Origin of the sequence: Micromonospora sp. NPDC049900 (assembly GCF_044461025.1) — a bacterium.
GTDB lineage: Bacteria > Actinomycetota > Actinomycetes > Mycobacteriales > Micromonosporaceae > Micromonospora.
In genome coordinates this window covers 582556-596547 of record NZ_JBITKM010000001.1, presented here as the reverse complement: position 1 = coordinate 596547, position 13992 = coordinate 582556, and the positions used below count along the sequence as shown (strand labels likewise).

Annotated in this window: 10 protein-coding genes and 1 pseudogene; 3 read left to right on the top strand and 8 right to left on the bottom strand. The window is 70.0% G+C overall.

Going from position 1 to position 13992, the window contains the following annotated elements; genetic code table 11:
- Positions 1-52: 52 nt before the first annotated feature.
- A complete protein-coding gene (gene pcrA / locus ACIBMZ_RS02800) occupies positions 53-2446 on the bottom strand; it encodes a DNA helicase PcrA (RefSeq protein WP_396690401.1) in 2394 nt (797 codons plus the stop codon).
- A gap of 331 nt (positions 2447-2777) precedes the next feature.
- On the opposite strand from pcrA, the gene ACIBMZ_RS02795 reads away from it, so the two are divergent.
- A complete protein-coding gene (locus ACIBMZ_RS02795; RefSeq protein WP_396690978.1) occupies positions 2778-3149 on the top strand; it encodes a chorismate mutase in 372 nt (123 codons plus the stop codon).
- A 346-nt stretch (positions 3150-3495) separates the two neighbouring features.
- Here the strand turns inward: ACIBMZ_RS02795 and ACIBMZ_RS02790 are convergent, their stop codons facing one another.
- The 7 genes from ACIBMZ_RS02790 to ACIBMZ_RS02760 form a co-directional block, all read right to left on the bottom strand.
- Positions 3496-4506 carry an ABC transporter ATP-binding protein gene (locus tag ACIBMZ_RS02790; RefSeq protein WP_396690399.1) on the bottom strand — a complete coding sequence of 337 codons (1011 nt, stop codon included), beginning with the start codon at positions 4504-4506 and terminating at the stop codon, positions 3496-3498.
- On the bottom strand, positions 4499-5536 hold the full coding sequence (locus ACIBMZ_RS02785; protein ID WP_396690397.1) for an ABC transporter ATP-binding protein: 1038 nt from the start codon (positions 5534-5536) through the stop codon (positions 4499-4501). Before ACIBMZ_RS02785 ends, ACIBMZ_RS02790 begins: the two co-directional genes overlap by 8 nt.
- Positions 5537-5702: 166 nt before the next feature.
- On the bottom strand, positions 5703-6641 hold the full coding sequence (locus ACIBMZ_RS02780) for an ABC transporter permease (RefSeq protein WP_396690395.1): 939 nt from the start codon (positions 6639-6641) through the stop codon (positions 5703-5705).
- Positions 6642-6798: 157 nt separating this feature from the next.
- Positions 6799-7809, bottom strand: a complete 1011-nt coding sequence (locus ACIBMZ_RS02775; protein ID WP_396690393.1) for an ABC transporter permease — start codon at positions 7807-7809, stop codon at positions 6799-6801.
- 100 nt (positions 7810-7909) lie between these two features.
- Positions 7910-9547, bottom strand: a complete 1638-nt coding sequence (locus ACIBMZ_RS02770; protein ID WP_396690391.1) for an ABC transporter substrate-binding protein — start codon at positions 9545-9547, stop codon at positions 7910-7912.
- Positions 9548-9921: 374 nt separating this feature from the next.
- Positions 9922-10608 (bottom strand): response regulator, encoded by a 687-nt coding sequence (locus ACIBMZ_RS02765; RefSeq protein WP_396690389.1) that lies wholly within the window; start codon positions 10606-10608, stop codon positions 9922-9924.
- Positions 10605-11873 carry a PspC domain-containing protein gene (locus ACIBMZ_RS02760; RefSeq protein WP_396690976.1) on the bottom strand — a complete coding sequence of 423 codons (1269 nt, stop codon included), beginning with the start codon at positions 11871-11873 and terminating at the stop codon, positions 10605-10607. Before ACIBMZ_RS02760 ends, ACIBMZ_RS02765 begins: the two co-directional genes overlap by 4 nt.
- Before the next feature lie 170 nt (positions 11874-12043).
- Between ACIBMZ_RS02760 and ACIBMZ_RS02755 the strand changes: the two genes are divergently transcribed.
- The gene (locus tag ACIBMZ_RS02755; protein ID WP_396690387.1) at positions 12044-13777 is read left to right on the top strand and encodes a PspC domain-containing protein; all 1734 of its coding nucleotides are present in this window, start codon (positions 12044-12046) and stop codon (positions 13775-13777) included.
- A pseudogene (locus ACIBMZ_RS02750) lies at positions 13774-13957 on the top strand (hypothetical protein); the annotation flags it as partial. The gene ACIBMZ_RS02755 and the pseudogene ACIBMZ_RS02750, both read left to right, overlap by 4 nt.
- Positions 13958-13992: the final 35 nt, after the last annotated feature.

Genomic DNA, 13992 nt, shown 5'->3' with positions numbered 1-13992 from the left:
TGACGCCGGGCGTCCGGCGCACCGGCCCGGCCCGGGCCGGTGCGCCGACCCGTCAGATCTTCTCGATCGGGGCGTGCCGCAGCACCAGCCACAACGTCTGGTCGCCGAAGTCGATCTGCGCGCGGGCACCCGGGCCGTGGCCCTCCACCGTGACCACCCGACCGAGTCCGTACCGCTGGTGGTTGACCCGGTCCCCGGCGGAGACCTTGGGGCCCTGCGGCAGCTCGCTCGCGGTGGCCAGCCGACTGCCGTCCACGCCGAGCTTGCGGGCCAACTGGACCGCGCGGGGCGTACCGCCGGTGAAGCCGCCGCCCACCCGGTCCGCGCGACCGCCCACGCCGCCGCCACCACCGCCCCAGGAGGTGTACGACCCCTCGGTGCGCTCCCAACGGACCAGCTCGGTCGGCAGCTCCTCCAGGAACCGCGACGGCGGGTTGTACGCCGGCTGTCCCCACGCCGACCGGGTCACCGCACGGGACAGGTAGAGGCGCTGCCGGGCACGGGTGATGCCCACGTACGCCAGCCGCCGCTCCTCCTCCAGCTCACGGGTGTCGCCCAGCGAGCGCAGATGCGGGAAGACGCCGTCCTCCAGGCCGGTCAGGAAGACCACCGGGAACTCCAGCCCCTTGGCGGTGTGCAGGGTCATCAACGTGACCACGCCCTGGTGTTCGGGATCGTCCGCGGGTATCTGGTCGGCGTCGGCCACCAGGGCCACCTGCTCCAGGAAACCGGCCAGCGTGGCCCGCTCCCCCTCCGCGCCGCTCGCCTCGATCCGTTCGGTGTACTCCCGGGCCACGCTGACCAGCTCCTGGAGGTTGTCCACCCGGCCCGCGTCCTGCGGGTCCAGGCTCTCCTCCAGCTCGCTCAGGTAGCCCGAGCGGGTCAGCACCGCCTCCAGCACCTCCTCCGGGGTGCCGTCGACGGCCACCTCCCGGGCGGCGTCGAGCAGCGCCACGAAGTCGGCGATGCCGTTGGCCGCGCGGGTGGAGATGCCCGGCGCGTCCTTGGCCCGACGCAGCGCCGCGCCGAACGAGATGCGGTCCCGGCTGGACAGTGCCTCCACACACGCCTCGGCCCGGTCGCCGATGCCCCGCCGGGGCGTGTTCAGGATCCGGCGCAGACTCACCGTGTCGTCGTCGTTGACCACCGCACGCAGATAGGCCAACGCGTCGCGGACCTCCTTGCGCTCGTAGAAGCGCACCCCGCCGACGACCTTGTACGGCAGGCCGACCCGGATGAACACCTCCTCGAAGACGCGGGACTGCGCGTTGGTGCGGTAGAAGACCGCCACGTCGCCCGGCCGGGCCTCGTCGGCGTCGACCAGCCGGTCGATCTCCCGACCCACCCAGTCCGCCTCGGCGTGCTCGGTGTCGGCGACGTACCCGACGATCTGCTCGCCCGCCCCGGCGTCGCTCCACAGCCGCTTCGGCTTGCGCGAGGTGTTGCGGTCGATCACCGCGTTGGCCGCGTTCAGGATGGTCTGGGTGGAGCGGTAGTTCTGCTCCAGCAGGATGGTGCGGGCGTCGCCGAAGTCGCGTTCGAACTCCAGGATGTTGCGGATCGTCGCGCCCCGGAAGGCGTAGATCGACTGGTCCGCGTCACCGACCACGCACAACTCCGCCGGGGCCAGCCCGTCCGTGCCCGAGACCAGCTCCTTGATCAGGACGTACTGCGCGTGGTTGGTGTCCTGGTACTCGTCGACCAACACGTGCCGGAACCGGCGGCGGTAGGTCTCGGCGACGTGCGGATGCGACTGGAGCAGGTGCACCGTCGTCATGATCAGGTCGTCGAAGTCGAGCGCGTGCGCCTCACGCAGGCGACGTTGGTACAACGTGTACGCCTCGGCCAGCGCCCGCTCGTTCGGCCCCGACGCCCGGTCGGCGAAGGTCTCCGGGTCGACCAACTCGTTCTTCAGGTTGGAGACCTGGGCCGCCAGGCCCCGCGCCGGATAGCGCTTCGGATCCAGGTCGAGCTCGCGCGTGACCATCTGCATCAGTCGGCGGGAGTCGTCGGCGTCGTAGATCGAGAAGGTGGACTTGAGCCCGGCGTGCTCGTGCTCGGCCCGCAGGATCCGTACGCAGGCGGAGTGGAACGTGGAGACCCACATCAGCCGCGCACGCGGCCCGACCAGGGCGGCCACCCGCTCCTTCATCTCGCCGGCGGCCTTGTTGGTGAAGGTGATCGCGATGATCTCGCCGGGATGCACGTCCCGCGCGGCGAGCAGGTACGCGATCCGGTGGGTCAGGACCCGGGTCTTGCCGGAACCGGCACCGGCGACGATCAACAGCGGTGAGCCGGCGTGGGTGACCGCGTCCCGCTGGGGGCCGTTGAGGCCCTCCACCAACTCGGACGGGTCGAGGCGGCCGGGAGCCGGCCGGCGCGGCGGCAGCGCCCGGTCGGGCTCGGGCGCGGACGGGGACGCGGGGATGTCGAAGAGAGGATGCATCGCAGGGCGAGTCTATGCCGCCGCCCCGACATCCCCGCCCCGCGCCGCCCTTGGTGAAAGGAAGGGCCCCCTACTAACGCCTCGTGTATAGGAAGGGTCCCTTCCTTACGGGTTTCCTTGCGCGGCGGCGTCCGCGGCGGGCATACTCGACGGCGTGTTCGACCAGCGCTTCTACTTTTACTACGGCCCCGGGAGTCCGGCAGCCGTAGGTCGCGCCTGATCGACAAGACCTACGAAAAGCCCCGGGCTCTCGGAGTCCGGGGCTTTCGTCGTCCCGGGATCCGGGCACCGGGCACCACACCGTGAGAGGTACCCGAAGATGACAGACGTGATGGAACAGAACGGCGTCCCAGGCGAATCCGGCACCACCCCGAACGGCACCAACGCGAACGACACCGGCGCGAACGGCGGCACCGGTCCCGCCGCGGACACCCCGGGCACTGGCACCGCGGAACCGGGCGCTGCCGCCCGCATCGCCGAGATCCGGGTCCGGATCGACGAGATCGACCGCACGATCGTCGATCTGTGGCAGGAGCGGGCCGCCCTGTCCCGCGAGGTCGGTGCGACCCGGATGGCCTCCGGGGGCACCCGGCTGGTGCTCTCCCGGGAGCAGGAGATCCTGGAGCGCTTCCGGGTCGCCCTCGGTGCCGACGGCACCCAGTTGGCGCTGCTGTTGCTGCGGGCCGGTCGCGGACCGCTCTGACCCGGACGGATCGATCCGAGTGGCAGACCGGGGACCGGCGGTCCACGTGAGCGGACGCCGGGCCGACCAAGGGCGGCCCGGCCATGGCGGCCCGGACAACAGCTAATCGGACGTGGCGCCCCGAACGCGGCGGCCCGGCCACACCGGCCCGGCGCGGCAGCGCGGGCACGAGTCCGGACGGCAGCGCGGGCACAGCGGCCCGGACGCCGGCAGTGCGGACACGGCGGCTCGGACACGGACCGGGGCGCCGGCCGCTGGTGACGGCCGACGCCCCGAATCACTGAGGAGGCACTACCTTCACCGCCGCTCCCGGTTTGGATGACCGGCCACGACGGCGTCTGTGTGGCTACTCCGTCGCGTGCACCACGTCGCGGACCTCGGCGAAGTGGCAGGCGCTCGGGTGGCCGGACTTGTCCCTGATCTGCAGCAGTGGCTCCTCTTCCGCGCAGACGTCCTGGGCCTTCCAGCAGCGGGTGCGGAACCGGCAGCCGGACGGCGGGTTGGCCGGCGACGGGACGTCGCCGGTCAGGACGATCTGGTCGCGGTGCCCACGCAGCTTCGGGTCCGGCACCGGCACCGCGGACAGCAATGCCTGGGTGTACGGATGCGTGGGCGTCTCGTAGATCTGGTCCTCGGTGCCGACCTCGACGATCTTGCCGAGGTACATCACCGCGACCCGGTCGGCGATGTGCCGCACCACGGACAGGTCGTGGGCGATGAAGATGTACGACAGACCCAGCTCGTTCTGGAGCTTCTCCAGCAGGTTGATCACCTGCGCCTGGATGGAGACGTCCAGGGCCGAGACCGGCTCGTCACAGAGGATGATCTCCGGGTTGAGCGCCAGCGCCCGGGCGATGCCGATCCGCTGCCGCTGGCCACCGGAGAACTGGTGCGGATAGCGGTTGATGTGGTCGGGGTTCAGGCCGACCAGCTCCAGCAGCTCCTGCACCTTGGGCCGACGCTGGCCCTTCGGCACCACGTCCGGGTGCACCTCGAACGGCTCACCGATGATGTCGCCAACGGTCATCCGCGGGTTCAGCGAGGTGTACGGATCCTGCATCACCAGTTGGATGTTCCGCCGGCCCCGACGCCGTTCCTCGGCACCGACCTTGGCCATGTTCTTGCCCTGCACAAACAGGTCACCGGAGGTCGGCGTCTCCAGACCGACGAGCATCCGCGCCAACGTCGACTTACCGCAGCCGGACTCGCCCACGATGCCGAGGGTCTCGCCGCGCCGCAGCTCCAGGTTGATCCCGTCGACCGCGCGGACCGCGCCGACCTGCTTCTTGAAGACGATGCCCCGGGTCAGCGGGAAGTGCTTTACCAGGTCGCGGGTCTCCAACACCACGTCACTCATCGCCCTTGACCTCCTTCCAGAAGTGGCAGGCAGCCGTCCGGCTCGGCGACACCTGGTACAGCGGCGGCGCCGGGTCCTGCTTGCAGACGTCCTGGGTGTAGCGGCAGCGAGGGTTGAAGGCACACCCCGGCGGGATGTTGGTCAGCGCCGGGGGCAGACCCTTGATGGCGCTGAGCTCCTGACCCTTGAGGTCCAGCCGCGGGATCGACTCCAGCAGACCCTTGGTGTACGGGTGGGCCGGGGTGGCGTAGATGTCGTCCACGCCGGCTTCCTCGATGACCCGACCGGCGTACATGACGGAGATCCGGTCGGCCACGTCGGCCACCACACCCATGTCGTGGGTGATCAGCACCAGCGCCATGTTCCGTTCCCGCTGGAGCTCGGCCAGCAGGGCCATGATCTGGGCCTGCACGGTCACGTCCAGTGCGGTGGTCGGCTCGTCCGCGATCAGCACCTCGGGGTCGAGCGCCAACGCCATGGCGATCATGACCCGCTGCCGCATACCGCCGGAGAACTGGTGCGGGTAGTCGTTCACCCGCTGCTGCGCCGCCGGGATCTTGACCAGGTCGAGCAGTTCGACGGCTCGGGCCTTGGCGTCCTTGCGGGACATGCCCCGGTGCTTGCGGAACAACTCGCCGAGCTGGAACCCGACGGTGAAGACCGGGTTCAGCGCGGAGAGCGCATCCTGGAAGATCATCGCGATCCGGTTCGCGCGCACCTTGCGGCGCTCGGACTCCGGCAGCTTGAGCAGGTCGACACCCCGGTACAGGATCTCGCCACCGGTGACGAACCCGGGCGGGCTGTCCAGGATCCCCATGATCGCCTGGGCGGTCACGCTCTTGCCGCAGCCCGACTCACCGAGGATCGCCCGGGTCTCGCCGGCCCGCACGTCGAAGCTCACCCCGTTGACCGCGCGAGCCACGCCGTTACGGGTACGGAACTCCACCTGCAGGTTCTTGACCTGTAGTGGCAACGCGTTCGGGTCGAGGCCCGGCAGCGCGTCCAACTTGACGTTCACATCACTGCTCATGCCGACACTCCGCTTCGCTCCGCGCCGGCACGAGGCACCAACGCACTGAGCCTGAAGATTCGCTCGCTCCGCTCACTCATGCCGACACTCCGCTTCGCTCCGCGCCGGCACGAGGCACCAACGCACTGAGCCTGAAGATTCGCTCGCTCCGCTCGCTCATTCGGAATCACCGGAACTTCGGGTCGAGGGCGTCACGCAGTGCGTCACCCATCAGGATGAAGGAGAGCACCGTGCCGACCAGCAGACCACACGGGAAGAGCAGCAGCCACGGGTCCTCCAGGAAGTAGACCTGGTGCACCGAGATCATGATGCCCCACGACTGCGCCGGCGGCTGGAGCCCGACACCGAGGAAGGTCAGCGTGGCCTCCGCGGCGACGAACGAACCGAGCACGATGGTGGCGTACACCAGCATCGGGGCGATCGCGTTCGGCAGGATGTGCCGGAACATCAGCCGCGAGTTGCGGGCACCGACCGCCTTGGCCGCGTGTACGTAGTCCAGGTCCTTCGAGGAGATGACGCTACCTCGGGTAATCCGGGCGATGGTCGGCCAGGCGAGCAGGAACAGCACCAGGGTCAGGGTCCAGATGTTCTGCCGCTTGATGACCGTGAGGAACACGATCGCGCCGAGCAGGAACGGCAGCGACAGGACGATGTCCATCACCCGGGAGATGATCGTGTCGACCCAGCCGCCGTAGTAGCCGGCGAGCAGGCCGAGCGTGCCACCGACCAGCACGATGCCACCGGTCGCCATGACCGCGATGACCATCGACGGCCGCGCGCCGTAGATCGCGTGCGAGTAGTAGTCGCAGCCCAGGATGTCGTACCCGAACGGGTGCTCCCAACTGGGCGAGATCCGGGACCGGTCGGTGTTGCAGGCACGCGGGTCCTGGCTGGTCCAGAGCTTCGGGAAGGCCGCCATCGAGCCCACCACGAGGATGTACAGGGAAGCGATCATGAAGACCGGGTCGCGAAGCAACTGCCGCCGGGCGTCCGCCCAGAGACTGGCGCTGCGCTCCTTGCCACCGACCGGCGCATCGGTCGTGGGGCCGTCACCGGCCACCGGCGCACCGCCGACGGCGGCGCCCGCACTACTCAGGTCACTCATGCCGACGCTCCGCTTCGCTCCGCGCCGCCACGAGGCACCAACGCACTGAGCCTGAAGATTCGCTCGCTACGCTCACTCATGTCCATACCTCGTTTCGCTCCACCGGCACCCGGGAGCGGTCGGAAGATCCTGCGTCGGCATCGTCACCACGGTCCGGTCACTCATAGCGGATCCTCGGGTCGAGCACGGCGTAGAGGAGGTCGACCAGCAGGTTGGCGATCAGGACGACCAGCACCAGCATGGTCACCACGCCGATCACCACCGAGGACTCGCCGGTACGCGCGGACATCGTCACCAGCCGACCGATACCCGGCACGTTGAAGATGGTCTCGGTGACCACCGCGCCGGCCATCGCGGCGCCGATGTCGACGCCGAGGAAGGTGATCACGGGGATCAGCGAGTTACGCAGCGTGTGCACACCGATGACGCGCTTGGTGGTCAGGCCCTTGGCCTTCGCCGTCCGGACGTAGTCGGCCCGGATGTTCTCCATGATGCTGGTCCGGGTGAGCCGGGCGGTGACCGCCAGCGACGTCGCACCGAGCACCATGCCTGGGATGATCAGACTCGCCCAGGGATAGTCGGGCTTGAAGCCTGGGCTAAACATACCGGTGGAGATCACGTCGGGGATCCAGCTCTGGCCCCGCAGCACGTTGCCGAACTTGACGCCGACGAACTCCCGCACGACCAGGCCGAGCACGAAGATCGGCACCGAGATGACGAAGACCGTGCTGATCTTCACCGTGTAGTCGGCGAAGCTGCCGCCGCGCAGGCCGGCGAGCACACCGGCGGCGATACCCACGACCGCCTCGAAGACGATGGCGATGAGCAGCAGCTTGAGCGTGAACGGAATGGCGTCCGCCACCAGGTCGGTGACCTCGCGCTGGCGCAGGTTGATGCCGAAGTCGAAGTTCAGGAAGATGCCCTGCAGCCGGTCCACGAAGAGCCCGAAGCAGGGGTTGCCCTTCTGGTCGAGGCAGGGGTCACCGTAGCCGAGTCGCTCGGTGATCGCCTCCAGCAGCGCGGGCGGCGGCGTCCGGTCCCCGAACAGCGCCCGGACCGGGTTCCCGCTGAACTGGATCGCCAGTGAAGTCAGGTAGTGGAGCAGGAACATGGTGCCCAGCACGGTGGGGATGAACTGGAGCAACCGTCGAATGACGTAGCGCCCCATGTCGGGGTCTCCTCTCGGCGCTGACGTGGCGGCAACGATCACCCTGGTGGGGAGACCGTTGCCGCCACGTCGTGTTACGGCAGGATCAGGCGGTTGAAGCTCAGTTCTGCTTCAGCGAAATCGCTGCGTAGTCGGCGTCCGAGACGGAGTTCCAGACGAACTGGTCGACGTTCTCGCTGTAAAGGGCACCAACCTTGTTGAACCACATCGGGATGACCGGGAGGTCCTCACCGACCAGGTCCTCCGCCTTCTGGTAGGACGGGATCGCGGCCTGGATCGAGTCGGCCGAGTCACCCTCCTTCATGGCGGCGTCGAACTCGGGGTTGCTGTAGGTCGAGTTGTTGCTGCCCGAGCCCGTGGCGTACAGCGGGTAGAGGAAGGTCTCCATGAACGGGTAGTCCGGACCCCAGCCGAGGCGGAACCCACCGGTGAACTTCTTCTGGTCGGCGGTCTCCAGGTACTCGGCGAACTGCAGGTTCACCCGCAGCTCGTAGTCGATACCCAGGGCCTCCTTGATCTGGTCACCGACCGCCTGCAGCCACTGGTCGTGGCCGGCACCGGCGTTGGCCCACAGGATCAGCTTCTCACCGGCCGGCCAGCCGCCGGCCTCGGCGAGCAGCTGCTTGGCCTTCTCGACGTCCTTCTTGGCGTACGGCGTGACGTTCTCCCGCGCACCCTCGAAGGTCGGGGCGACGAAGCCGGTGGCCGGGGTGAACCGGCCGTCGAAGACGGCGTCGATGATCGACTGGCGGTCGATCGACAGCGAGAGCGCCTGGCGGACCCGCTTGTCCTTGAAGTTGTCCTGGTACAGCGGCATGCCGACGTAGGTGAAGCTGTCACCCGGCTGCTCGTACATCCGGTCGGCGTAGGTGGCCTTGGCCTCCTTGTACCGGGCCGGCGGCACGGTGTACAGCACGTCCAGCTCGCCGGCCTGGAAGGCGGCGTAACCGGCGTCGATGTCGGCGAAGATCCGGTACTCGATGCGGTCCGGCTTGCCGGGCTCGCCCTTCCAGCTGTCGCTGCGGACCACGTTGATCGCGACGTTGTGCTGCCAGTTGCCGTCGATCTTGTACGGGCCGTTACCGATCGGCTTCTCGTTGCAGGCCGCGATGTCGGCGACGCAGGCCTCGGCCATCGGGAAGAAGCCCGGGTAGCCGATCGTGGTCGGGAAGCCGGAGAACGGGGCCTCCAGCTCGACGGTGAAGGTCAGGTCGTCGACCTTCTTCAGGCCGGACAGCTCCTTGGCCTTCGGCTCCGGGGCCTTCTGCGGGCCGTCGCCGTCCGGGTCCTCGGACTGGACGTCCTTGATGCCGGCGATCCGCTTCATGAAGTAGCCGTTGTTCTGGGCGTTCGGGCTGTAGGCCGCGAAGTTCCAGGAACGGATGAAGGCGTCGGCGTTGACCGGCTCACCGTTGTCGAACGTGTAGCCGTCCTTGATCTTGATCGTCCAGAGCTTCTGGTCGTCCGACTCGACCGACTCGGCCAGGTCCATCTCGACCGCGGCGCTCTCGGCGTTGTACTTGACCAGACCACGGAACAGCGAGCGGATCACGTACAGCGACGGCTCGTCGTCACCGCCGGAGGGCGTCAGGAACGCCGGCTCCGCGTTGTAGACGCGCAACGTACCGCCGGCCTGGCCGCTCGAGTCGTTGTCGTTGTCGCTACCACCGCCACAGGCGGTGGCCAACATGGCGGTGGCGGTCGCCGCGACCGCCACCTTCAGGAATTTCCCGCGCATGGGAGTGCCTCCTCAGGGCGCTCGGCTCACGAGGGGGTTGTGAGGTGCCTGCCACTGTGACACCCGATGCGCCCAAGCCGAAAGGCGTGTTATCAACCCGATACCCGCCCGGGACGGCCTCGACATCGACCCGGAGCCCCGTCCACACCGCCCGACAGGCATGCTATGAGCTGCCCGTCAACGGCTTTTTCGCGCCCGAATGGCCGATTGCCTGCGCGACCGGATCACCTCGAAGCATCGACCAGGAAACCTGAGGTGAATCCCGCCACGTCGCCCCGAATCCTAACCGAAAGGAGGATGTCGAATCCAGACGGGAGACCGAATCAGTTCCTCGGGTGATCGTCTTCCGAAGAGTCCGAACGAGCCCCGTCCGCTCACACCAACCGGCGGTCCGCAGCCCAGCGGGACAGCTCGTAGCGGTTGGACATCTGGAGCTTGCGCAACACGTTGGAGACGTGGGTCTCGACGGTCTTGATCGAGATGTACAGCTCCCGGGCGATCTCCTTGTACGCGTACCCCCGGGCCAACAGCCGCAGCACCTCGCGCTCGCGGTTGGTGAGCTGGTCCAGCTCGGGGTCGGCGACCGGAGCGTCGGGGCGGGCCGCGAACGCGTCCAGCACGAACCCGGCCAGCCGGGGACTGAACACGGCGTCGCCGTCGGCCACCCGCCGGATCGCCGCGGCCAGCTCGTCCGGCGAGATCGTCTTGGTGACGTAGCCCCGTGCACCGGCGCGGATCAGCCCGATCACGTCCTCGGCGGCGTCGGAGACGCTGAGCGCCAGGAACCGCACCTGCGGGTGGCTGCGCCGCATCGCCTCCAGCACCGCACGCCCGCCCCCGTCGGGCATGTGCACGTCGAGCAGCACCACGTCCGGTTCGATGGCCGCGATCCTGCTGACCGCCTCGGAGACCGTGCTCGCCTCGCCCACCACCTCCACGTGCGCGCCCAGTTCGGCCCGTACCCCGGCGCGGAACATGGCGTGGTCGTCGACCAGGAACACGCGCAGCCGCTCGGGTCCGGCTCCCGTCGGCTCGGCCGCTGGCGTCGACTGCTCGGTCATGATCTGTCCCTTTCCGCCGTGGCCGAGTCCCGGCTGATCGGCAGGATCAGTCGCACCTCGGTCCCCTCCCCCGGCCCGGAGCGGATCTCCGCCCGGCCGCCGTGTCGCTTCATCCGCCCGATGATCGAGCCCCGTACACCGTGCCGGTGATCCTCCACGGTATCCGGATCGAAGCCCGCCCCCCGGTCCCGTACGAAGACGCTGACCTGGTCGGGTTCCACCTCGGCGTAGAGCGAGACGGTCTGCACCCCGGCGTGCCGGGCGGCGTTCACGAGCGCCTCCCGCGCGGCGGCGACCAGCGCGCCGACCCGTTCGTCGGTCTCCCGGTCACCGACCACCACCGCCTCCACGGTGATCGCGAAGGTGTCCTCGACCTCGGCTGCGGCCTGCTCCAACGCGGCGGCGAACCGTTCGGTGGGCGACGCGGTGGGCTTGTAGAGCCAGTTCCGCAACGAGCGCTCCTGGCCCCGGGCCAGCCGCTGGACGGCCTTCACGTCACTGGCGTTGCGCTGGATCAGCGCGAGGGTGTGCAGCACCTGGTCGTGCACCATGGCCGCCAGCTCGGCCCGTTCCTGTTCCCGGATGCGTCCCTCGCGCTCGGAGCGGAGCTGGTTCCACGTCCGCCAGAGCACCGGTGCCGCCACCACCCCGACGCCGGCCAGGCCGACCAGCGCGAAGATCACGCCGTTGATCACCGCGTCGAGGTTCTGCGCCGGGGAGTACACGGCGGCGACGCCGATGATGCCGACGGCGACCAGTACCCCGCCGCCGACGAACCGGAGCACGAAGGCCCGCCGGTCGCTCTCCTCCACCACCGCGCCGAGCCACGGCACCGGCATCGACTCGCCCCACTGCCGCCGCCGTTCCGGGGTCGACTGGTGCCAGATCACGCCGGCTCCCACCGCGATGATCGCGACCAGCCACCCGGCGGTGCCCGCGGCACCCACCGAGTCGAAGAGCACCACCTGGACCAGCAGAGCGCCCAGCCCGATCGCCACGAACGGCAGCAACTGCCCGAACTCCCGCCGGGGCGGTACGGCGGTGTCTCCCGGCCGCAGCGGCACGACGGCCCAGAACGCCGCGTAGAGCAGCAGGCCGAGCCCGCTCAGCCCGAGCAGCACCATGAAGGCGACCCGGACCCGGAGTACCGGGACACCGAGGTGCTCGGCGATGCCGGCCGCCACCCCGGCGGCCATCCGGTGTTCCGGGGCACGGTAGAGGCGCGGCGGCCCAACGACGGTGCTGATCACGTACTCCCTGGTCAGGACGGCTCGCGCCGGAGACGGACGGTGCGGCGGCGCTGGTCCGATCGTCACACGCGCGGTGGTCGGCCGACCACGGGGACGCCCCGGACTTCACCGGCCCGCCGATCTCAGGGTGGGGTCAGGGTCGGCTCCGGAGGTCGCTCGGGTCCGTGGCGCAGCAGTATCGAGACATGACCGACGACGCTGCTCAGCCGCACCGGCCCGGGCCCACGGAGAGGGCGCCGGGGCACGACACCCCGGCACCGGACGCGCCCGGGCCACCGGGCCCCGTCCAGGAGGAGGCCGGCACCCCGAGCACCGCCCCGGACGGTTCCGGCACCTCGGCCGCACCGCCATCGGCGGGGTCGACGGCCTGGGACGCGACGCCGCCGCCGGTCGGCACGCCACCCCCCGCCGGGCCGGGGGGGCCGGGCGGGGCAGGTGGGTACGGCGGGTCGGCGTACACCGGTGGCCCGTCGGCCACGCCGCCGCCCGGGGGGACCGGCGGGCCGCCGCCGTCGGACGGCCCCTGGTCGCACTTCGGCGGCGCCGGGTTCACCTCGCGGTACGGGTTGGTCCGGCCCCGCGACGGCCGCTACCTGGCCGGTGTGTGCGCCGCCGTCGGTCGTGCCACCAACACCGATCCGGTGCTCTGGCGGGTGCTGCTCGCGGTGCTCGGCTTCTTCGGCGGCATCGGCATCCTGCTCTACGTCGCCGCCTGGTTGATCATTCCGGGTGAGGGTGACACCGCCTCTCCGGTCGAGTCCATGCTCGGCCGGGGTCGGTCCAGCATGTCGCCGGTGACCGTGATCGTGCTCAGCATCCTGGTCGCGATCAGTTTCGGCTTCATCGTCACCGACGCCTTCCGCGCGGTGCTGCTCGGCGCGGCGATCCTGGTCGGCGGCGCACTGCTGCTCAACCGCCACCAGCAACGCGCCCCGCAGCCGGCGGGCGGCCCGGGCGGAGCACCGGCGCCACCCGCCGGTCCGCCCGGCCCGGTGCCGCCGGTGAGCTACCCCGGTCCCGCCGGATATCCGCCGCCGGCCGGCGGGTTCGGGCGCACCGTTCCGCCGTTCACCGCGCCGGCCGCCTTCCACGCGCCCGCCCCGTCATCCGGTCCTGCCGGGCAGACCGAGGAGCCCACGCGGTACCTGCCGCCGACACCCCCGTGGCCGTCCATGGGCGCTCCGACGCCACCGGTGGTGCCGCCGCACTCGCCGACCTACCGGGCCCCGTTCGCCCCGCACGGCCCGTACGCCGGGCAGACCCCGGTGGTACCGCCGCCGCCTCCGCCCAAGCCGCCGAAGAAGCCGCGCGAACGGTCCGCCCTCGGTGCGGTGACCTTCTCGCTGATCTTCGTCGCGCTGGGTGTGGTGGGCATCCTCGACCTGCTCGACGTCTTCCCCGTCGGCGCGTCGGCTTACTTCGCGGCGGTCCTCGCCGTGATCGCCCTGGGCCTGCTCGTGGGCACCTGGTTCGGCCGGGCCCGCTGGCTCATCGCCCTCGGCCTGGTGGTCTCCGCCGCGTTGGCGGTCGCCACGGTCGCCGAGTCGTACGACCGGGTCCGTGGGGTGGACGGCACCGTGACCTGGGCACCCACCGACCACCGCGACCTCGCGGTGCGGTACGAGCAGAGTTTCTCCGACGCGGTGCTCGACCTACGCGCGGTCGACTTCGACGAGAAGGACACCGAGATCACCGTGGTCATCAACTTCGGCGAGGCCACCGTGGTCGTCCCGCCCAACGTGGACGTGACGGCCAACGCACATGTCACCGCCGGTGACGCGAACGTCTTCGGCCAGCGTGCCGGCGGCCTGGACAACCGGCTCACGGAGATCGTCGACCTCGGCGCGGACGGTGCGGGTGGCGGCAAGCTCCGCCTCAACCTGCAGATCAACGCCGGACACATGGAGGTGACCCGGTGAGGGTGCATCGCACGGACCTGGTGTCGTTCGCCTTCGGGCTGCTCTTCCTCCTGCTCTCGGCCTGGTGGCTGCTGGCCCAGGTACTCGGCCTGGTCCTGCCGCCGGTGGGCTGGTTCCTGGCCGGCGGCCTGATCCTGATCGGTGTGCTCGGACTGGTCGGCGCGCTGCGGTCCAGCCGGCACGGCCCGTCGGCGGACGGGGCCACCGCGGCCGAC